An 18,978-nucleotide genomic window follows, 5' to 3' on the forward strand; every position below is an offset into this window, starting at 1 on the left:
CATGACCGCCCCTTGGGACGTCGTACGGGCCCCACTGGTCCCAGCGTGCGCGCCGGCCGGAACGTCACCCCCGCCCGCCCCGGTGCAGCCGGTCGCCGCCCGCGAGGATCGCCGACGCCAACGCGTCCGCCGCGCCCTGCGCGGAGGGACGGCGCCGCCCGTGCACCACCACGAAGTCCACCTCGCCCGGTTCCGGCAGCCCCGCCCGCTCCGGCATCCGCACCAGCCCCGGCGGGATCAGCCCGCGCGAGTGCACCATCACCCCGAGCCCGGCGCGGGCCGCCGCGAGCAGCCCGTTGAGGCTGCCGCTGGTGCACACGATGCGCCACTGGCGGCCCTCCCGCTCCAGCGCCCGCAGGGCCAGGGCCCGGGTGATGCCCGGCGGCGGATAGACGATCAACGGCACCGGACGGTTCGGGTCCAGCCGCAGTCCCGGCGCGCCGATCCACACCAGCTCGTCGTGCCAGACCAGCTCGCCCCGCGGGTCCTCGGGCCGCCGCTTGGCCAGCACCAGGTCCAGCCGGCCCGCCGCCAGCCGCTCGTGCAGGATGCCCGACAGCTCGACCGTCAGCTCCAGATCGACCTCCGGGTGCTCGTGCCGGAACCGCTCCAGGATCTCCGGCAGCCGGGTCAGCACGAAGTCCTCCGACGCGCCGAACCGCAGCCGCCCGCGCAGCCGGGTACCGGTGAAGAACTGCGTCGCCTGCTCGTGCACGTCCAGGATGCGCCGGGCGAAACCGAGCATCGCCTCGCCGTCCTCGGTCAGCTCCACCGAGTGGGTGTCCCGCGTGAACAACTGCCGCCCGGTGGCCTCCTCCAGCCGCCGCACGTGCTGGCTCACCGTCGACTGGCGCAGCCCGAGCCGCCGCGCCGCCTGCGTGAAGCTCAGCGTCTGCGCCACCGACAGGAACGTCCGCAGCTGCGTCGGGTCGTACATGCGGCCAGGGTAGCGGCGGTCATCGCGGAACGTGATGACAGTGAGAGCGGTATACCGGATTCCCGATCACGGCGGGAGGGAGCAGGATGGGGAGGGGACGCCCGTGCACACCCGAGCACCGAGCACATGAGCAAGTGGAGCACCGTGAAACGCCTGCGTTGGCCGAACTGGATGCCGATCGACCCGTACATCCTGCTGCTGCTCGGGACCGTGGGCCTCGCCGCGCTGCTCCCCGCGCGGGGGACCGGCGCGGACCTGGCCTCCGGCGCCTCCACCGCCGCGATCGCCTTCCTGTTCTTCCTCTACGGCGCCCGGCTCTCCACCCGCGAGGCCCTGGACGGGCTGAAGCACTGGCGGCTCCATGTCACCGTGCTGGCCTGCACCTTCGTCGTCTTCCCGGTGCTGGGCCTGGCCGCCCGCGGACTCGTCCCGGTGTTCCTGACCGACCCGCTCTACCAGGGCCTGCTCTTCCTCACCCTGGTCCCGTCCACCATCCAGTCGTCGATCGCGTTCACCTCCATCGCCCGCGGCAACGTGCCCGCCGCGATCTGCGCCGGCTCCTTCTCCTCGCTGGTCGGCATCGTCGTCACCCCGCTGCTCGCGGCGACGCTGCTGGGCAGCGGCGGGGGCGGGTTCTCCGCCGGGTCGGTGGTGAGGATCGTGCTCCAGCTGCTGGTGCCGTTCGTCGCCGGGCAGTTGCTGCGCCGCTGGATCGGCGGGTTCGTCTCCCGGCACCGGAAGGTGCTGGGGCTGGTCGACCGCGGCTCGATCCTGCTCGTCGTCTACACCGCGTTCAGCGAGGGCATGGTGCAGGGCGTCTGGCACCAGGTGAGCCCCGCCCGGCTCGGCGGACTGCTCGCCGTCGAGGCCGTCCTGCTCGCCGTGATGCTGCTGCTGACCTGGTACGGCGCCAAGGCGCTGCGGTTCGGCCGGGAGGACCGGATCGCGATCCAGTTCGCCGGCTCGAAGAAGTCGCTGGCCGCCGGGCTGCCCATGGCGAGCGTGCTGTTCGGGGCGCAGGCCTCGCTGGCCGTGCTGCCGCTGATGCTGTTCCACCAGACGCAGCTGATGGTGTGCGCGGTGATCGCCAAGCGCCGCTCGCACGACCCCGTCGAGGAGCCGGAGGCCACCGTCCAGGACCGAGCCGGACACTCACGGACCGAGGCCGGTACGGGGACACGTTCCGGCTGAGCACCATGGCGGCCCCGGATGCCTCCGGCCGGTTCGCGTCGTGGCCGGCCGTGGTCTGCCGTCGGACGCGCCCGGGGGAGGTCGGTGGGCGTCGTGGTCCGGCTCCAGGGGGCGTCGGAGCCCCTGGTGCGGGGCGCACGGTCCCGCGGCGTCGGGCGCGCCCGGCGGACGTCGAGGCGGGGCCCCGCGGCGCAGGGGGCGCTCCCCGCCGGCTGGGACCCCGCCGCCGTGCAGCGAGGAGGAACCGGTCAGCCCCGGGCGGCCGCGGCCCGCAGGGCGATACGGTCCTCACCCGCGTACACGTTCATGGAACTGCCCCGCAGGAAGCCCACCAGGGTCAGACCCGTCTCCGCCGCCAGGTCCACGGCCAGCGAGGACGGCGCCGAGACCGCCGCCAGCATCGGAACGCCGGCCATGACCGCCTTCTGCGCCAGCTCGAACGAGGCCCGGCCGGAGACCAGCAGGATCGTCCGGGACAGCGGCAGGTTCCCGCTCTGCAGGGCACGGCCGACCAGCTTGTCGACCGCGTTGTGCCGGCCCACGTCCTCCCGTACGTCGAGCAGCTCGCCGTCCTCGTCGAACAGGGCCGCCGCGTGCAGGCCGCCCGTGCGGTCGAAGACCCGCTGGGACGCGCGCAGCCGGTCGGGCAGGCTCGCCAGCAGTTCCGGCTCCACGCGCAGCGCGGGGGTGTCCGCGATGGGATGGCGGGCCGTGGTGCGCACCGCGTCCAGGCTGGCCTTGCCGCACAGGCCGCAGGAGGAGGTGGTGTAGACGTTGCGTTCCAGCGTGATGTCCGGGATCACCACGCCGGGGGCCGTCTTCACGTCGACCACGTTGTAGGTGTTCGAGCCGTCGGCCGTCGCCCCGGCGCAGTAGACGATATTCTGCAGGTCGGAGGCGGTCGCGAGGACCCCCTCGCTCACCAGGAACCCGGCCGCCAGCGCGAAGTCGTCGCCCGGTGTGCGCATGGTGATGGCGAGGGACTTGCCGTTGAGGCGGATCTCCAGGGGTTCCTCGGCGACGAGTGTGTCCGGGCGGCTGGACACCGCTCCGTCCCGGATGCGGAGCACCTTGCGTCGTTCCGTGACTCGTCCCATGTTCCCACCAGTTCCGCTCAGTCCCGGTTCTGTACGTGCTGATAGCCGAAGCGGCCCTTGATGCACAGGTTGCCGTGGGTCACCGGATTGTCGTGCGGCGAGGTGACCTTCACGATCTCATTGTCCTGCACATGGAGGGTGAGGTTGCAGCCCACACCGCAGTACGCGCACACGGTCGTCGTCTCCGACTGCCCGGACTCGTCCCAGGTACCCGCCGCCCGCATGTCGAACTCCGACTTGAACGACAGGGCCCCGGTGGGGCAGACCTCGATGCAGTTTCCGCAGTACACGCACGCCGAGTCGGTCAGCGGGGCGTCGTGCTCCACGGCGATCCGGGTGTCGAAACCACGGCCCGCGACCGAGATCGCGAAGGTGTTCTGCCACTGGTCGCCGCAGGCGTCCACGCACTTGTAGCAGAGGATGCACTTGTCGTAGTCGCGGACGTACAGGTCGTTGTCGATCCTGGGTTCCTCGCCGAGCCGGGCCGCGTCCGGGCCGAAGCGGTCCGGTTCCGCCTCGTACTCCTCGATCCACTCGGTGGCCCGGGGAGTCGTCGACAGGTCGACGGAGGACGCGAGGAGCTCCAGGACGACCTTGCGGCTGTGCCGGGCCCGCTCGGTGCCGGTGCGGACCTCCATGCCGGGCTCGGCCTTGCGGGAGCACGCGGGCACCAGGGTGCGGGAGCCCTCCACCTCCACCACGCAGACACGGCAGGCGTTCTTGGGGGTCAGGGTGTCGCCCTCGCAGAGCGTCGGGATGTCCTTTCCGGCCGCCCGGCAGGCGTCCAGGATCGTCGACCCCTCGGGCGCCCGGACCGGCTCGCCGTCCAGGGTGAACTCCAGCAGGCGGCGGGGGATCCCCAGCGGTGTCACGGTCATTCGTACGCCCCCAGACGGTCGATGGCGGATTCCACGGCGTTCCACGCGGTCTGCCCCAGACCGCAGATCGAGGCGTCCCGCATCGCACGGCCGACCTCGCGCAGCAGGGTGATGTCGGTGGCGGCACCGGCGCCCGTGCGGTCGACGATCCGGTGCAGTGCCTCCTCCTGGCGGACGGTGCCGACGCGGCAGGGGACGCACTGGCCGCACGACTCGTCGCGGAAGAACCGGGCGATGCGGAGGAGGAGGCGGGGGAGCGGGACCGTGTCGTCGAAGGCCATGACGACTCCGGAGCCGAGGGTGGTGCCCGCTGCCCGGGTGCCTTCGAAGGTGAGGGGGATGTCCAGCTCGTCGGGGCGGACGAAGCCGCCGGCGGCTCCGCCGAGGAGGACCGCGCGGAGTTTGCCGTGGACACCGGCGAGGTGGAGGAGTTCGCCCAGGGTGGCACCGAAGGGGAGTTCGTAGACGCCGGGGCGGGCGACGCTGCCCGAGACGCAGAAGAGTTTGGGGCCGGTGGATCTCTCCGTGCCGATCGCGGCGTAGGCCTGGGCGCCCATGGTGAGGACGGGCAGGACGTTGATCAGGGTTTCTACGTTGTTCTCCGCTGTCGGTTTGCCGAACAGGCCCTTCTCCACCGGGAAGGGGGGCTTGGTGCGGGGCTCGCCGCGGTAGCCCTCGATGGAGTTGAAGAGGGCTGTTTCCTCGCCGCAGATGTACGCGCCCGCGCCGCGCCTGATCTCCATGTCGAAGGCGTAGCCCTGGCCGAGGATGTCGTCACCGAGCAGGCCGCGGGCGCGGGCCTGGGTGATCGCGTGTTCCATACGGGCTGTCGCTCGCGGGTATTCGCCGCGGAGGTAGAGGTAGCCCTTGTGTGCGCCGGTCGCGTACGCGGCGATGGTCATGGCTTCGACCAGCGCGAACGGGTCGCCCTCCATGAGGACGCGGTCCTTGAACGTGCCCGGTTCGGATTCGTCGGCGTTGCAGACGAGGTAGTGGGGGTGGTCCGGCTGGGAGGCCGTGGCCTGCCATTTGCGGCCGGTGGGGAAGGCGGCGCCGCCGCGGCCCAGGAGTCCGGAGTCGGTGACCTCGCGGATGACGGCGGCGGGGCCGAGGGCGAAGGCGCGGCGGAGGGCGGTGTAGCCGCCGTTCGCCCGGTAGTCGTCCAGGTCGGTGGGGTCGGTTGTGCCGATGCGGTGGAGGAGGGTGAGGGCGGGGTGCCCTGCCTGGGGGACCGCGGTGGTGGGTGGGGGTTCGGGGGGTGCGGTTTCGGGGGCGGTGGCTGTTTGGATCGCCGTGTCGGGGGTGGCTGGGGCGCATACGGCTGTGCACCTCATGGTTTCTCGCCCCCGCCGCCCCTTCCCGTTCCCGTCCCCGGGGGCTGTGCCCCCGGACCCCCCTTTCGGCCCTGAAAGGGCCTCGTCCTCAATCGCCGGACGGGCTGTTTCTCCGGCCCGGATCACCAGTGCCGCTGGTGCCCTTTCGCACAGGCCCAGGCAAGGGCTTCGTTCGACGTGTACGCCGGATTCCGGGGCCAGGCGGGTCTCCACGTCGGCGCACAGCTCGCTCGCGCCCGCCGCCGTGCAGGCCAGGTCCGTGCACACGTGCAGGACCGTTGCCGGGCGGGGGCGGAGGGAGAACATCGCGTAGAAGGTGGCGACGCCGTAGGCCTCCGCCGGGGGGACCGTCAGGCGGCGGCACAGGTAGTCCAGGGCGCCCTCGCTGATCCAGCCGACCCGGTCGTTGACGGCGTGCAGCCCCGGCAGCAGCAGGTCGCGGCGGTCGCGGGCCTCCCGGCCGCCGCGGGCCCAGCGCAGGTCCGCGTCGGAGCGGTCGGCGCCCTCCCAGGAGGACTCGGGCGGGCCGAGCAGGGCGTCGACGGCCGCGCGTTCCTCGTCCGTCGGTTTGCTGTCACCGAAGTGCAGGTCCATGGGTGCTCACCTTCTCGATCCGGATCGCCGACGCCTTGAACTCCGCCGTCCCCGCGATCGGGCAGTTCGCCTCGATCGTCAGCCGGTTGGTGTCCACCTCGTCGGGAAAGTGGAACGTCATGAACGCGAGGCCCGGCCGGAGTCCCGTGTCCACCCAGACCGGCGCCAGCACCGAGCCGCGCCGCGAGGTCACCCGTACCTCCTCGCCGACCACCACCCCGTAGCGTTCGGCGTCCTCCGGGCACAGCTCGACGTACTCGCCGCGCCGCAGCGGAGACGCGAAACCGCCGCTCTGCACACCCGTGTTGTAGGAGTCGAGGCGCCGGCCCGTGGTCAGCCGGATCGGGTACCGCTCGTCGGTGAGGTCGACCGGCGGATCGTGCCGCACGATGCCGAAGGGAGCGGGCCTGCCGCGCCCGGCAGGGTCCGGGTCCCACAGACGGCCGTGCAGGTACGTCGGTTCGAGCGCGTCCGTGCTCGGGCACGGCCACTGGATGCCCTGGTGTTCGTCCAGGCGCTCGTACGTCATCCCGTAGTGGTCCGGGGAGACCGAGCGCAGCTCGTTCCACACCGCCTCGGCGTCGGCGTACTTCCAGTCGTGGCCGAGGCGGGTGGCGAGGTCGCAGAGGATGTCGATGTCCTCGCGCGCCTCGCCGGGCGGGACCACGGCCCGGCGCACCCGCTGCACCCGGCGTTCGCTGTTGGTGGTGGTGCCCTCGGTCTCCGCCCAGCCGGCGGTCGCGGGCAGGACGACGTCGGCGAGTTCGGCGGTCTTCGTCAGGAAGATGTCCTGGACCACCAGGAAGTCCAGCTCCCGCAGCCGGCGTACCGCCTGTTCGCTGTCCGCCTCCGACTGGGCCGGGTTCTCACCGATGCAGTAGACGGCCCGCAGGGAGCCGTCCTCCATGGCCTCGAACATCTCCGTCAGGGTCAGCCCGCGGTGCGGCTGGATGACGGTGTCCCAGGCCGACTCGAACTTCAGCCGTGTGCCGGTGTCGAGGATGTCCTGGAAGCCGGGCAGACGGTTGGGGATCGCGCCCATGTCGCCGCCGCCCTGCACGTTGTTCTGGCCGCGCAGGGGCTGCAGGCCCGAGCCGTAGCGGCCGACGTGGCCGGTCAGGAGGGAGAGGTTGATCAGGGCGCGGACGTTGTCGGTGCCGTTGTGGTGCTCGGTGATGCCGAGGGTCCAGCAGAGCTGGGCGCGCTCCGCGCGGGCGTAGGCGTGCGCCAACTCCCGTATGGCCGCCGCCGGAACGCCCGTCACCTTTTCGGCCAGGGAGAGCGTCCACGGTTCGACGAGCGCCTCGTACTCCTCGAATCCCGTGGTGGCCCGCCGTACGAACGCCTCGTTGACCAGGCCCGCGTGGATGATCTCGCGGCCGATCGCGTGCGCCATCGCGATGTCCGTGCCGACGTTCAGGCCGAGCCAGCTCTCCGCCCACTCGGCGGTGGACGTCCGGCGCGGGTCGACCGCGTACATCCGGGCGCCGTTGCGTATGCCCTTCAGCACGTGCTGGAAGAAGATCGGGTGCGCGAAGCGGGCGTTGGAGCCCCACATCACGATGACGTCGGTGTGCTCGATCTCCTCGTACGACGACGTGCCGCCGCCCGAGCCGAACGCCGCCGACAGGCCGGCCACGGACGGGGCGTGGCAGGTGCGGTTGCAGGAGTCGACGTTGTTGGTGCCCATGACGACCCGGGCGAACTTCTGCGCCACGTAGTTCATCTCGTTGGTCGCGCGGGAGCAGGAGAACAGTCCGAACGCGCCGCGCGCCGCCGCCAGGCCCCGCGCGGTACGGTCCAGCGCCTCGTCCCAGCTCGCCCGGCGGAAGGGCGCGTCGCGCGAGTCCCGGACGAGGGGGTGGGTGAGACGGGTGTAGGTCTTCGGGCTTCGGTCGCGTTGCTTGCGGGCGGGTTTCCTCATGCGGCGCTCCTCAGCGCGAGCAGGTCCGACAGGGCGTGCACGGTGCGCAGGGTGGGCACCGGGACACCGGTGATCTCCGCCAGCTCGACGACGGCCGCGAGCAGGACGTCGAGTTCGAGCGGCTTGCCGCGCTCCAGGTCCTGGAGCGTGGAGGTGCGGTGGTCGCCGACCTTCTCCGCGCCCGCCAGCCGGCGCTCGATGGAGACGCCGACCTCGCAGCCGAGGGCCCCGGCGACCGCCAGCGTCTCGGCCATCATCGTCTCGATGACCTGCCGGGTGCCGCCGTGCAGACACATCTGCCGCATGGTGGCGCGCGCCAGGGCGCTGATCGGGTTGAAGGAGATGTTGCCCAGCAGCTTCAGCCAGATGTCGTTGCGCAGGTCCGGTTCGACCGGGCACTTCAGGCCCCCGGCCCGCATCGCCTCGCTCAGGGCCAGACAGCGCGCGGAGACGCCCCGGTCGGGCTCGCCGATGGAGAAGCGGGTGCCTTCCACATGGCGTACCACGCCGGGCTGTTCGAGTTCGGTGGCCGCGTAGACGACGCAGCCGACGGCCCGTTCGGGCGCGAGCACCGCGCTGACCGCGCCCTGTGGGTCCACACTCTCCAGGCGGCGGCCGTCGTACGGTCCGCCGTGCCGGTGGAAGTACCACCAGGGGATGCCGTTCTGGGCGGCCACGACGGTCGTGGTGTCGTGCAGCAGCGGCTCGATCAGCGGCCCGCACGCCGCGTACGAGTTGGCCTTCAGGCCCAGGAACACATGGTCGACCGGGCCGACTTCGGCCGGGTCGTCGGTGGCGCGGGGGTGCGCGGTGAAGTCACCGCGCGGGCTGCGCACCCGTACTCCGTACTGCCTCATGGCCGCCAGATGCGGTCCACGGGCGATGAGATGCACGTCGGCGCCCGCACGGTGGAGCGCGGCACCGACGTAGGCGCCGATCGCCCCGGCGCCGAGGACTGCGACTTTCATGGCGAGGGTAGCTCCGTTCGGTCGAGGGACACCGAGGACCACGGGAACCGCCGAATCTCTGTCGACGAAATATTGTCTACAGTATGGAGGTGACCCCAGCAAGGCTTTGTGCAGTACCAGTGGTTGTCTGCTCAACCGTCTTCTCAACGGCCCGCGCCGTCCCTACGGTTGGGGACCCATGAGTCCCCCCGTCGCACCGCCGGGCTGGAGCCGCTGGCTCGTCCCGCCCGCCGCGCTCTCCGTCCACCTCTCCATCGGCCAGGCCTACGCGTGGAGCGTGTTCAAGCCGCCGCTGGAGTCCGCGCTCGACCTCAGCGGCACCCAGAGCGCACTGCCCTTCCAGCTCGGCATCGTCATGCTCGGCCTGTCCGCCGCGTTCGGCGGCACCCTCGTCGAACGCCGGGGCCCGCGCTGGGCGATGACCGTCGCCCTGATCTGCTTCTCCTCCGGCTTCCTGCTCTCCGCCCTGGGCGCGGCCACCGAGCAGTACTGGCTGATCGTTTTTGGCTATGGCTTCGTCGGCGGCATCGGCCTGGGCATCGGCTACATCTCGCCCGTCTCGACGCTGATCAAGTGGTTCCCGGACCGGCCCGGCATGGCCACCGGCATCGCCATCATGGGCTTCGGCGGCGGCGCGCTGATCGCCTCGCCCTGGTCGTCGCAGATGCTCGACTCCTTCGGCGCCGACAACGCCGGCATCGCGCTCGCCTTCCTCGTGCACGGGCTGACGTACGCCGTGTTCATGCTGCTCGGCGTGGTGCTGGTGCGGGTGCCGCGCACCGCGCGCCCGGTGGCCGGCGGACCCGCCGTGGTCACGGGACCGCAGGTCTCGGCCCGCTCCGCCGTGCGCACCCCGCAGTTCTGGCTGCTGTGGATCGTGCTCACCATGAACGTCACCGCGGGCATCGGCATCCTGGAGAAGGCCGCCCCGATGATCACCGACTTCTTCGCGGACACCTCCGCACCGGTGTCGGCGACCGCCGCCGCGGGATTCGTCGCCCTGCTGTCGGCGGCCAACATGGCGGGCCGCATCGGCTGGTCGACCACCTCCGACCTCATCGGCCGCAAGAACATCTACCGGGTCTACCTCGGCGTCGGCGCGCTGATGTACGCGCTCATCTGGCTGCTGGGAGACTCCTCCAAGCCGCTGTTCGTGCTGTGCGCCCTGGTGATCCTCTCCTTCTACGGCGGCGGCTTCGCCACGGTCCCGGCGTATCTGAAGGACCTCTTCGGCACCTACGAGGTCGGGGCGATCCACGGCCGGCTGCTCACCGCCTGGTCCACGGCCGGTGTGCTCGGACCGCTGATCGTGAACTGGGTCGCCGACCGCCAGGAGGAGGCGGGCCGGCACGGTCCGTCCCTGTACGGGCTGTCACTGGTCATCATGATCGGGCTGCTCGTCGTCGGCTTCGTCGCCAACGAGCTGGTCCGGCCCGTCCACCCCCGCCACCACGTCCCCAGCCCCGAGACACCGAAAGAGGCCGCCGATGACCGGCGAGAGCAGCCAGAGTCCGCCTAGCAGCCCCGGCCGCCGCGGGCTCATCACCTTCTCCTGGCTGTGGGTGGGGGTGCCGCTCGCCTACGGTCTGTACGAGCTCGTGCGCAAGGCGACACAACTGTTCACCGGCTGACCGCGGACGGTCGGGACGGCGCTTCGGAGGCTGAGGGAAGCCGACAAGCCCGGCGCCCGTTTCCTGTCACTTCACCTGCCCTCGTACCCGTGAGTCACTGATCAGACTGGTGCATCCCGCAACTGAACCACTAGGGGGATCACCCATGATCGGCTCGCGCATCGTCGCCGTCGGCCACTACCAGCCCGCCCGGGTCCTCACCAACGAGGACCTGGCGGGCATGGTCGACACCAGCGACGAGTGGATCACGAGCCGCGTGGGCATCCGCACCCGTCACATCGCCGGGCCCGACGAACCGGTCGACGAGCTGGCCGCGCACGCCGCCGCCAAGGCACTGGCGGCGGCCGGCCGGACCCCCGCCGAGATCGACCTGGTCCTGGTCGCCACGTCCACCGCCATCGACCGCTCGCCCAACATGGCCGCCCGCGTCGCGGCCCGCCTCGGCATGCCCGGACCCGCCGTCATGGACATCAACGTGGTCTGCGCCGGATTCACCCACGCCCTCGCCACCGCCGACCACACCGTGCGGGCCGGCGGCGCGAGCCGGGTGCTGGTCATCGGCGCCGACAAGATGTCCGACGTGGCCGACTGGACCGACCGCACCACCTGCGTGCTGGTCGGCGACGGGGCGGGCGCGGCCGTCGTGGAGGCCTGCGCCCCGGGCGCGGAGGCGGGGATCGGCCCGGTGCTGTGGGGCTCGGTGCCCGAGATGGGCCACGCGGTGCGGATCGAGGGGACGCCCCCGCGGTTCGCGCAGGAGGGGCAGAGCGTCTACCGCTGGGCGGCCACCCGGCTGCCGGTCGTCGCCCGCCAGGCCTGCGAGAAGGCGGGACTGGCGCCCGAGGACCTCGCCGCGGTGGTGCTGCACCAGGCCAACCTGCGGATCATCGAACCCCTCGCCCGCCGGCTCGGCGCCGTCAACGCCGTCGTCGCCCGCGACGTCACCGAGTCCGGCAACACCTCGGCCGCCAGCATCCCGCTCGCCTTCTCCAAGCTCGTCGAACAGGGCGCGGTGACGGCCGGCGACCCGGTACTGCTCTTCGGCTTCGGCGGGAACCTGTCGTACGCGGGACAGGTCGTGCGCTGCCCCTGAGCCCGCCGCGGGTGTGACGAGGCCGACTCCCCGCCCCCCTGGTGTCTGTGCGCCGTAGACTGTAGACGAAAGACAATCACTACTGGCGTTGCGGTGCACCGGTGTTCGCGGCGGTGCGCGGCGCCGCCGAGGAGGGGGACCGCGATGCTGTCGACCGGACTGCCCCAGGGGGCGGTGCCCAAGCTCGAACGGCCGGGACCGCTGCGCGACCGGGTCTACGAGGCGCTGCTCGAACTCATCACCACCCGCGCCCTCCAGCCCGGCCAGCACCTCGTCGAGAGCGAACTCGCCGGCCACCTCGGTGTCTCCCGCCAGCCGGTGCGCGAGGCGCTGCAACGGCTCAACACCGAGGGCTGGGTCGATCTGCGGCCCGCACAGGGCGCGTTCGTGCACGAGCCGACGGAGGAGGAGGCCGACCAGCTCCTCACCGTCCGTACGCTGCTGGAGGCCGAGGCGGCCCGGCTGGCCGCGAGCAACGCCGACGGGGCGGGCGTGGAGGCCCTGGAGGAGATCCTGGCCGAGGGGCTCAAGGCCGTCGACGCCGACGACGTGGACGCCGCCGTCGCCCTCAACGCCCGCTTCCACGCCAAGATCATGGAGCTGGCCGGCAACGCCGTGCTCGCCGAACTCGCCGCCCAGGTCGACCGGCGCGTGCGCTGGTACTACACACCCGTCGCCCGGCAGCGCGGCGGACAGTCCTGGGTCGAGCACCGCGAGCTGATCGCGGCCGTCGCCGCCCATGACGAACAACTGGCCACCCGGCTCATGCGCGAACACACCGAGCACACCCGGCGCTCGTACCACGCCCGCGCGAAGTCCTGAGCGCGCCCTTTCGGTCGCTTTGTGATGTCTCTCCCCGCGCCCTCACGGACTCCTTTGTCCTGTGAGTGGAAAAAGTAGGGGGCAATTCCTGCGCGACTTCTTCCCACCTCCGGCAGGCGCTGCTACTTTCCCATCCGAAGGAACGCCACATACGTGGCCGGAATCCGGCGCGCACAGGCCGATCGAGGCGGGGAGGGGCTCGTGAGACGTATGACAGCGCGACCCGCCAACGCCCACCAGGCACGACTGCTCAGGCTGCTGCGCGACGGCGGACCCAACTCCCGTGCCCAGCTGGGCGACCAGGTCGACCTCTCCCGGTCGAAACTGGCCGTGGAGGTGGACCGGCTGCTGGAGACGGATCTCGTCGTGGCCGACGGACTCGCCGCCTCGCGCGGCGGCCGGCGCTCCCACAACATCCGGCTCAACCCGCACCTGCGGTTCCTCGGCGTCGACATCGGCGCGACCTCGGTCGACGTCGCCGTCACCAACGCCGAGCTGGAGATCCTCGGGCACATCAACCAGCCCATGGACGTACGCGAGGGACCGGTCGCGGTCTTCGAGCAAGTACTCGCCATGGCCGCGAAGTTGAAGGCCTCGGGGCTCGCGGAGGGGTTCGACGGCGCCGGCATCGGCGTCCCGGGCCCGGTCCGCTTCCCCGAGGGCATCCCGGTGGCTCCGCCGATCATGCCGGGCTGGGACGGCTTCCCCGTGCGGGAGGCGCTCAGCCAGGACCTCGGCTGCCCGGTCATGGTCGACAACGACGTGAACCTGATGGCGATGGGGGAGCAGCACGCGGGCGTCGCCCGCACCGTCGCCGACTTCCTCTGCGTCAAGATCGGTACCGGCATCGGCTGCGGCATCGTCGTCGGTGGTGAGGTCTACCGCGGTACGACGGGCAGCGCGGGCGACATCGGGCACATCCAGGCCGTGCCCGACGGCCGCCCGTGCGCCTGCGGCAACCGGGGCTGCCTGGAGGCCCACTTCTCCGGCGCGGCCCTCGCCCGGGACGCCATGGAGGCCGCCGAACAGCGGCTCTCCGCCGAACTCGCCGGCCGGCTGGAGGCGAACGGCACGCTCAGCGCCGTCGACGTCGCCGCCGCGGCCGCGGCCGGTGACGCCACCGCCCTCGATCTGATCCGCGAGGGTGGCAACCGCACCGGCCAGGTCATCGCCGGCCTGGTCAGCTTCTTCAACCCCGGCCTGGTGGTGATCGGCGGCGGGGTGACCGGCCTCGGCCACACCCTGCTCGCCGCGATCCGCACCCAGGTCTACCGCGGCTCGCTGCCCCTGGCCACGGGCAACCTGCCCATCGTGCTGGGGGAGTTGGGACCCACCGCCGGAGTCATCGGCGCGGCCCGGCTCATCAGCGACCACCTGTTCTCACCCGCGTAAGCAGCCCTTCCCGCTCCTTCGTCGCACCCGTTCCAGGCACCACCACATCCGCGTCACGGCACCTGCTCCACCGCACCGGCTTCCACCGCACCTTTCTCCGCACCGGAACAGCCCACCCGTACCACCCGTACCAGGCACCGCCACCGCCCTACCCCGCCCTGCCTGAAAACGCCTGCCCCGCAAGGGGATCGCCCTGACACCGGCCCGTACGCCCGCCGAGGGGAATCCGCATGGCACCACAACCACCGCTGCTCAGCATGTCCGGCATCACCAAGTCGTTCCCCGGAGTCCGGGCCCTGGACGGCGTCGACCTCGACGTCCAGGCCGGCGAGGTGCACTGCCTGCTCGGCCAGAACGGCGCCGGGAAGTCCACCCTGATCAAGGTGCTGGCCGGCGCCCACCAGCCCGACACCGGCACCATCCGCTGGCGCGGCGAGGACGTCACCCTGCGCTCGCCGATCGCCGCCATGCGTCTCGGCATCGCCACCATCTACCAGGAACTCGACCTGGTGGAACACCTGTCGGTCGCCGAGAACGTCCACCTCGGCCATGAACCCACGGCCGCCGGTTTCGTCGTACGGGGAAGGGCCGCCAGGTCGTCGACCGCCGAACTCCTCAAGCGGCTCGGCCACCCCGAGGTCGATCCGGCCCGGCTGGTCGGCGAACTCTCCGCGGCACAGCAGCAGATCGTGTCCATGGCGCGGGCGCTCTCCCACGACGTACGGCTCATCGTGATGGACGAGCCGTCCGCCGCCCTCGACCCGGACGAGGTCGACAACCTCTTCCGCATCGTCGGCGACCTCACCGCCGACGGCGTCGCCGTCGTCTACATCTCGCACCGCCTGGAGGAGATCCGGCGCATCGGCGACCGGGTGACCGTGCTGAAGGACGGCCGGGCCGTCGCCGGCGGGCTGCCCGCGAAGTCGACGCCGACCCGCGAGGTCGTCGCGCTGATGACGGGACGCAACGTCGAGTACGTCTTCCCGGAGCGGCCCGCCGCCGCCCCGCGGGGCGAACCGGTACTCACCGTCGAAGGGCTGTCCCGCGAGGGCGAGTTCGCCCCGCTCGACCTCCAGGTGCGGCCCGGGGAGATCGTCGGACTGGCCGGACTCGTCGGCTCCGGACGCTCCGAGATCCTGGAGACCATCTACGGTGCCCGCAAGCCGGACACCGGCCGGGTCCTCGTCGACGGGCGCCCCCTGAGGCCGGGCAGCGTACGGGCCGCCGTGCGCGCCGGACTCGGGCTCGCCCCCGAGGAACGCAAGGCGCAGGCCCTGCTGATGCTGGAGTCCGTCACCCGCAATGTGTCGGTCTCCTCCATGTCGCGGTTCGCGAAGGCCGGCTGGATCGATCGCGGCGCCGAACTGGGGGCGGCACGCGCGGCGGTCCGCGAACTGTCGCTGCGGCCCGACAACCCGGACGTGCCCGTGCGCACCCTGTCCGGCGGCAACCAGCAGAAAGCCGTGCTCGCGCGCTGGCTGCTGCGCGGCTGCCGGGTGCTGCTGCTCGACGAACCCACCCGGGGCGTCGACGTCGGCGCCCGCGCCGAGCTCTACGCGGTCGTCCGCCGGCTGGCGGACGAGGGCCTCGCCGTGCTGCTGGTCTCCAGCGAGGTGCCCGAGGTGCTCGGCCTCGCCGACCGCGTCCTGGTGCTGCGCGAGGGCAGCGTCGTCCACACGGCGCCCGCCCGCGAACTCGACGAACACCGTGTACTCGACCTGGTCATGGAAGGAAGCCCGGCGTCATGACGCAGCCCGTCTCCCCGCCGCGGGACAGCGCCCCCAAGGTGCCGTCGGCCGGCGAAAAGCCCGCCTGGCGCGCCGTGTTGTTCCGCGCCGACGTCCGCACCCTGTCGCTGCTCGGCGTGCTCGCCGTACTGATCCTCATCGGCGGCATCACCAAACCGGACCAGTTCCTGGACACCCGAAACCTCCAACTGGTCCTCACCCAGGCCTCCGTCATCGGTGTCGTCACCGTCGGCATGACCTTCGTCATCATCTCCGGCGGCATCGACCTGTCGGTCGGCGCGATCGTCGCCCTCTCCTCGGTGTGGGCGACCACCGTCGCCACCCAGGAGTTCGGCTTCGCGGGCATCCTCTTCACCGCCGTCCTCGTCGGACTGGGGTGCGGACTGGTCAACGGGGTGCTCATCGCGTACGGCGGGATGGTCCCGTTCATCGCCACCCTCGCCATGCTCGCCTCGGCCCGCGGTCTCGCCCTGCAGATCACCGACGGGCGGACGCAGATCGTCACCGTCGACGGGGTCCTCGACCTCGGCGAGCGCGACTCCTACGTGCTCGGCATACCGCCGCTGGTCCTGGTGTTCGCCGCGGTCACCGTCGTCGGCTGGCTGCTCCTCAACCGGACCACCTTCGGCCGCCGCTCCGTCGCCGTCGGCGGCAACGCGGAGGCCGCCCGGCTCGCCGGCATCGACGTACGCCGCCAGCGGCTCTACCTCTACCTGCTGTCCGGGCTGTGCTGCGGCATCGCCGCCTTCCTGCTGATCGTGCTGGCCGGCTCCGGCCAGAACACCAACGGCAACCTCTACGAACTCGACGCCATCGCCGCCGCGATCATCGGCGGCACCCTGCTCACCGGGGGCCGCGGCACCATCGTCGGCTCCGTCCTCGGCGTCCTGATCTTCACCACGATCACCAACATCTTCGCCCTGAACAACCTGCAGAGCGACGTCCAGCAGATCGCCAAGGGCGCGATCATCGTCGCCGCCGTGCTGGTCCAGCGCCGTACCGCGAGCACGACCTGAAGAAGGGGTTCACCGCCATGCCAGAGTTCACCAGCCGCAGAGGGCTGCTCTTCGGAGCGGCCGCCGTGTCCGCCGGCGCCCTCGTCACCGGCTGCACCAGCAACGAGTCCAGCGACGACGAGCCGGCCGCCAACGACCAGCCGGCCGCCGACGACAAGCCCGGCAAGCAGGTCACCATCGGCTTCGCCGGACCGCAGGCCGACCACGGCTGGCTCAACGCCATCAACGACAACGCCAAGAAGCGGGCGGAGAAGTACTCCGACGTCACCCTGGAGATCACCGAGGGTTCCAACGACACCGCCCAGCAGATCGGCCAGATCGAGACCCTCATCAACAAGAAGGTCGACGTCCTGGTGATCCTGCCCGCCGACGGCAAGGCCCTCACCCAGGTCGGACTGAAGGCGATGCGCGCCGGCATCCCCGTCGTCAACCTCGACCGGATCTTCAACACCCCACAGGCGTACCGCTGCTGGGTCGGCGGCGACAACTACGGCATGGGCCTCAACGCCGGTCACTACATCGGCGAGAAGCTCAAGGACAAGCAGGGCGCCAAGGTCGTCGAGCTGGCCGGCCTGGACAACCTGGAGCTGACCAAGCAGCGCACCCAGGGCTTCGACGACGCGCTGAAGAACTACCCCAACATCCAGAAGGTGGCTCGCCAGGCCGCCGAGTTCACCGTCGAGTCCGGCCAGGCCAAGATGGCCCAGCTCCTCCAGGCGCAGTCGCAGATCGACGCGCTGTGGAACCACGACGACGACCAGGGCGTGGGCGCGCTGCGCGCCATCGAACAGGCCGGGCGCGACGAGTTCCTGATGGTGGGCGGCGCGGGCGCGCTCTCCGCGTTCGAGGCCATCAAGGCCGACAACGGTGTCCTGAAGGCCACCGTCCTGTACCCGCCGACGATGGCCGCCTCCGCGATCGACCTGGCCCGCGCCCTCGGCCAGGGCAAGGGCGTGAGCGGCCTCGCGGAGTTCGAGATCCCCTCGTCGGTGACCTGCTACTCGGCCGTCGTCGACAAGGAGAACGTGGACCAGTACATGTCCACGGGCTTCAAGTGAGGAGCCCCGCCCCACGGGCCTGACCAGCCCCCCGGGCGGGGCCCACCCCCGCCCGCCACGACGACGAGGAGGACATCCGAATGGCACAGCCGCAAGCGTCCGACGGGGCGGAGACGGGGAAGCCACCGCTGCGCATCGGCATGGTCGGTTACGCCTTCATGGGCGCCGCCCACTCCCAGGGCTGGCGCACCGCGCCACGCGTCTTCGACCTGCCGCTGAGCCCCGAACTGGCCGTGATCTGCGGCCGGGACGCCGACGCCGTGCGCGCGGCGGCCGGCCGGCACGGCTGGGCGGAGACCGAGACGGACTGGCGTGCCCTGGTGGAACGGGACGACGTCGACCTCGTCGACATCTGCACCCCCGGCGACAGCCACGCCGAGATCGCCCTTGCCGCGCTCGCCGCGGGCAAGCACGTGCTGTGCGAAAAGCCCCTCGCCAACACCGTCGTGGAGGCCGAGGCGATGACCCGCGCCGCCGAAGAGGCGGCGGCGCGCGGACAGCTGGCGATGGTCGGCTTCAACTACCGCCGGGTCCCCGCGACCGCGCTGGCCCGGCGGATGGTGGCCGAGGGCCGGATCGGGAGACTGCGGCACGTGCGGGTCGCGTATCTGCAGGACTGGCTGGTGGACCCGGAGTTCCCGCTGACCTGGCGGCTGCGCCGGGAGCAGGCCGGCTCCGGTTCGCTCGGCGACCTCGGCGCGCACATCGTCGACCTGGCGCAGTACCTGTCCGGTGAGCGGCTCGCGGGGGTCTCCGCGCTCACCGAGACGTTCGTACGGGAGCGACCGCTGCCCACCGAGCACAGCAGCGGTCTGGCCGCCGTCTTCGCCTCCGGCACCGGGCCGGTCACCGTCGACGACGCCGCCCTGTTCACCGGCCGGTTCACCTCCGGCGCCCTCGCCTCCTTCGAGGCCACCCGGTACGCCACCGGACGCAAGAACGCCCTGCGCATCGAACTCAACGGCGAGCGCGGGTCGCTCGCCTTCGACCTGGAACGGCTCAACGAACTGGAGTTCCACGACGGCACCGAGCCCGGGACGCACGCGGGCTTCCGCCGCATCCTGGTCACCGAACCCGAGCACCCCTACCTCGAGGCCTGGTGGCCGCCGGGCCACGGCCTCGGCTACGAGCACACCTTCGTGCACCAGGCCCGCGACCTGGTCCACGCGGTCGCCGAGGGCCGCAGTCCCGAACCCTCCTTCGCCGACGGGCTCCAGGTGCAGCGCGTCCTGGCCGCGGTGGAGGAGAGCGCCGAGAAGAACTCCGTCTACACACCGATCGCCGCCTGAGAGGAC

General features: G+C 71.6%; 16 protein-coding genes. 10 read left to right on the plus strand and 6 right to left on the minus strand.

Annotation, left to right across the window (positions count from 1 at the left end; translation table 11 throughout):
- Positions 1-64: 64 nt before the first annotated feature.
- Positions 65-937: a LysR substrate-binding domain-containing protein gene (locus AMK33_RS04265; protein WP_073931296.1), complete on the minus strand. Its 873-nt coding sequence runs from the start codon at positions 935-937 to the stop codon at positions 65-67.
- Between the two features lie 171 nt (positions 938-1,108).
- On the opposite strand from AMK33_RS04265, the gene AMK33_RS04270 reads away from it, so the two are divergent.
- On the plus strand, positions 1,109-2,128 hold the full coding sequence (locus AMK33_RS04270) for a bile acid:sodium symporter family protein (RefSeq protein ID WP_201262963.1): 1,020 nt from the start codon (positions 1,109-1,111) through the stop codon (positions 2,126-2,128).
- Between the two features lie 248 nt (positions 2,129-2,376).
- Here AMK33_RS04270 and fdhD read toward each other — a convergent pair whose 3' ends face one another.
- The 5 genes from fdhD to AMK33_RS04295 are packed head-to-tail and all read right to left on the minus strand — an operon-like array spanning position 2,377 to position 8,923.
- Positions 2,377-3,225: a formate dehydrogenase accessory sulfurtransferase FdhD gene (gene fdhD, locus AMK33_RS04275; protein ID WP_073931297.1), complete on the minus strand. Its 849-nt coding sequence runs from the start codon at positions 3,223-3,225 to the stop codon at positions 2,377-2,379.
- Between the two features lie 17 nt (positions 3,226-3,242).
- A complete protein-coding gene (locus tag AMK33_RS04280; protein WP_073931298.1) occupies positions 3,243-4,103 on the minus strand; it encodes a 2Fe-2S iron-sulfur cluster-binding protein in 861 nt (286 codons plus the stop codon).
- Positions 4,100-6,031: an NAD(P)H-dependent oxidoreductase subunit E gene (locus AMK33_RS04285; RefSeq protein WP_073931299.1), complete on the minus strand. Its 1,932-nt coding sequence runs from the start codon at positions 6,029-6,031 to the stop codon at positions 4,100-4,102. Before AMK33_RS04285 ends, AMK33_RS04280 begins: the two co-directional genes overlap by 4 nt.
- Positions 6,012-7,955, minus strand: coding sequence for a molybdopterin oxidoreductase family protein (locus AMK33_RS04290; RefSeq protein ID WP_073931300.1), 1,944 nt, complete (start codon positions 7,953-7,955; stop codon positions 6,012-6,014). The genes AMK33_RS04285 and AMK33_RS04290 overlap by 20 nt, the downstream gene beginning before the upstream one ends.
- On the minus strand, positions 7,952-8,923 hold the full coding sequence (locus AMK33_RS04295; RefSeq protein ID WP_073931301.1) for a 2-dehydropantoate 2-reductase: 972 nt from the start codon (positions 8,921-8,923) through the stop codon (positions 7,952-7,954). Before AMK33_RS04295 ends, AMK33_RS04290 begins: the two co-directional genes overlap by 4 nt.
- 178 nt (positions 8,924-9,101) lie before the next feature.
- On the opposite strand from AMK33_RS04295, the gene AMK33_RS04300 reads away from it, so the two are divergent.
- From AMK33_RS04300 to AMK33_RS04335, 9 genes are all read left to right on the plus strand, one after another.
- Positions 9,102-10,442 carry an OFA family MFS transporter gene (locus AMK33_RS04300; RefSeq protein ID WP_073931302.1) on the plus strand — a complete coding sequence of 447 codons (1,341 nt, stop codon included), beginning with the start codon at positions 9,102-9,104 and terminating at the stop codon, positions 10,440-10,442.
- A complete protein-coding gene (locus AMK33_RS42765) occupies positions 10,411-10,554 on the plus strand; it encodes an MFS transporter small subunit (protein WP_167748549.1) in 144 nt (47 codons plus the stop codon). The genes AMK33_RS04300 and AMK33_RS42765 overlap by 32 nt, the downstream gene beginning before the upstream one ends.
- A gap of 145 nt (positions 10,555-10,699) precedes the next feature.
- A complete protein-coding gene (locus AMK33_RS04305) occupies positions 10,700-11,647 on the plus strand; it encodes a beta-ketoacyl-ACP synthase III (protein ID WP_073931303.1) in 948 nt (315 codons plus the stop codon).
- Between the two features lie 144 nt (positions 11,648-11,791).
- The gene (locus AMK33_RS04310; protein ID WP_073931304.1) at positions 11,792-12,469 is read left to right on the plus strand and encodes a GntR family transcriptional regulator; all 678 of its coding nucleotides are present in this window, start codon (positions 11,792-11,794) and stop codon (positions 12,467-12,469) included.
- A gap of 210 nt (positions 12,470-12,679) precedes the next feature.
- Positions 12,680-13,861, plus strand: coding sequence for an ROK family protein (locus AMK33_RS04315; protein WP_073931305.1), 1,182 nt, complete (start codon positions 12,680-12,682; stop codon positions 13,859-13,861).
- Between the two features lie 230 nt (positions 13,862-14,091).
- Positions 14,092-15,609, plus strand: a complete 1,518-nt coding sequence (locus AMK33_RS04320; protein ID WP_073931306.1) for a sugar ABC transporter ATP-binding protein — start codon at positions 14,092-14,094, stop codon at positions 15,607-15,609.
- Positions 15,606-16,625 (plus strand): ABC transporter permease, encoded by a 1,020-nt coding sequence (locus AMK33_RS04325; protein ID WP_073931307.1) that lies wholly within the window; start codon positions 15,606-15,608, stop codon positions 16,623-16,625. Before AMK33_RS04320 ends, AMK33_RS04325 begins: the two co-directional genes overlap by 4 nt.
- Positions 16,626-16,642: 17 nt before the next feature.
- The gene (locus AMK33_RS04330) at positions 16,643-17,683 is read left to right on the plus strand and encodes a substrate-binding domain-containing protein (protein WP_073931308.1); all 1,041 of its coding nucleotides are present in this window, start codon (positions 16,643-16,645) and stop codon (positions 17,681-17,683) included.
- 80 nt (positions 17,684-17,763) lie between these two features.
- On the plus strand, positions 17,764-18,972 hold the full coding sequence (locus AMK33_RS04335; protein ID WP_073931309.1) for a Gfo/Idh/MocA family protein: 1,209 nt from the start codon (positions 17,764-17,766) through the stop codon (positions 18,970-18,972).
- Positions 18,973-18,978 lie beyond the last annotated feature (6 nt).

The organism is Streptomyces sp. CB02400 (genome assembly GCF_001905725.1).
Classification (GTDB): domain Bacteria; phylum Actinomycetota; class Actinomycetes; order Streptomycetales; family Streptomycetaceae; genus Streptomyces; species Streptomyces atrovirens.

Excerpts from the sequence above, each read along its gene's own strand:
- AMK33_RS04290 (WP_073931300.1), bottom strand. The coding sequence starts at position 7,955 with ATGAGGAAACCCGCCCGCAAGCAACGCGACCGAAGCCCGAAGACCTAC.
- AMK33_RS04325 (WP_073931307.1), top strand. The coding sequence starts at position 15,606 with ATGACGCAGCCCGTCTCCCCGCCGCGGGACAGCGCCCCCAAGGTGCCG.
- AMK33_RS04265 (WP_073931296.1), bottom strand. The coding sequence starts at position 937 with ATGTACGACCCGACGCAGCTGCGGACGTTCCTGTCGGTGGCGCAGACG.
- AMK33_RS04330 (WP_073931308.1), top strand. The coding sequence starts at position 16,643 with ATGCCAGAGTTCACCAGCCGCAGAGGGCTGCTCTTCGGAGCGGCCGCC.
- AMK33_RS04335 (WP_073931309.1), top strand. The coding sequence starts at position 17,764 with ATGGCACAGCCGCAAGCGTCCGACGGGGCGGAGACGGGGAAGCCACCG.
- AMK33_RS04270 (WP_201262963.1), top strand. The coding sequence starts at position 1,109 with ATGCCGATCGACCCGTACATCCTGCTGCTGCTCGGGACCGTGGGCCTC.
- AMK33_RS04320 (WP_073931306.1), top strand. The coding sequence starts at position 14,092 with ATGGCACCACAACCACCGCTGCTCAGCATGTCCGGCATCACCAAGTCG.
- fdhD (WP_073931297.1), bottom strand. The coding sequence starts at position 3,225 with ATGGGACGAGTCACGGAACGACGCAAGGTGCTCCGCATCCGGGACGGA.
- AMK33_RS04315 (WP_073931305.1), top strand. The coding sequence starts at position 12,680 with ATGACAGCGCGACCCGCCAACGCCCACCAGGCACGACTGCTCAGGCTG.
- AMK33_RS04280 (WP_073931298.1), bottom strand. The coding sequence starts at position 4,103 with ATGACCGTGACACCGCTGGGGATCCCCCGCCGCCTGCTGGAGTTCACC.
- AMK33_RS04305 (WP_073931303.1), top strand. The coding sequence starts at position 10,700 with ATGATCGGCTCGCGCATCGTCGCCGTCGGCCACTACCAGCCCGCCCGG.
- AMK33_RS42765 (WP_167748549.1), top strand. The coding sequence starts at position 10,411 with ATGACCGGCGAGAGCAGCCAGAGTCCGCCTAGCAGCCCCGGCCGCCGC.
- AMK33_RS04300 (WP_073931302.1), top strand. The coding sequence starts at position 9,102 with ATGAGTCCCCCCGTCGCACCGCCGGGCTGGAGCCGCTGGCTCGTCCCG.
- AMK33_RS04310 (WP_073931304.1), top strand. The coding sequence starts at position 11,792 with ATGCTGTCGACCGGACTGCCCCAGGGGGCGGTGCCCAAGCTCGAACGG.
- AMK33_RS04285 (WP_073931299.1), bottom strand. The coding sequence starts at position 6,031 with ATGGACCTGCACTTCGGTGACAGCAAACCGACGGACGAGGAACGCGCG.
- AMK33_RS04295 (WP_073931301.1), bottom strand. The coding sequence starts at position 8,923 with ATGAAAGTCGCAGTCCTCGGCGCCGGGGCGATCGGCGCCTACGTCGGT.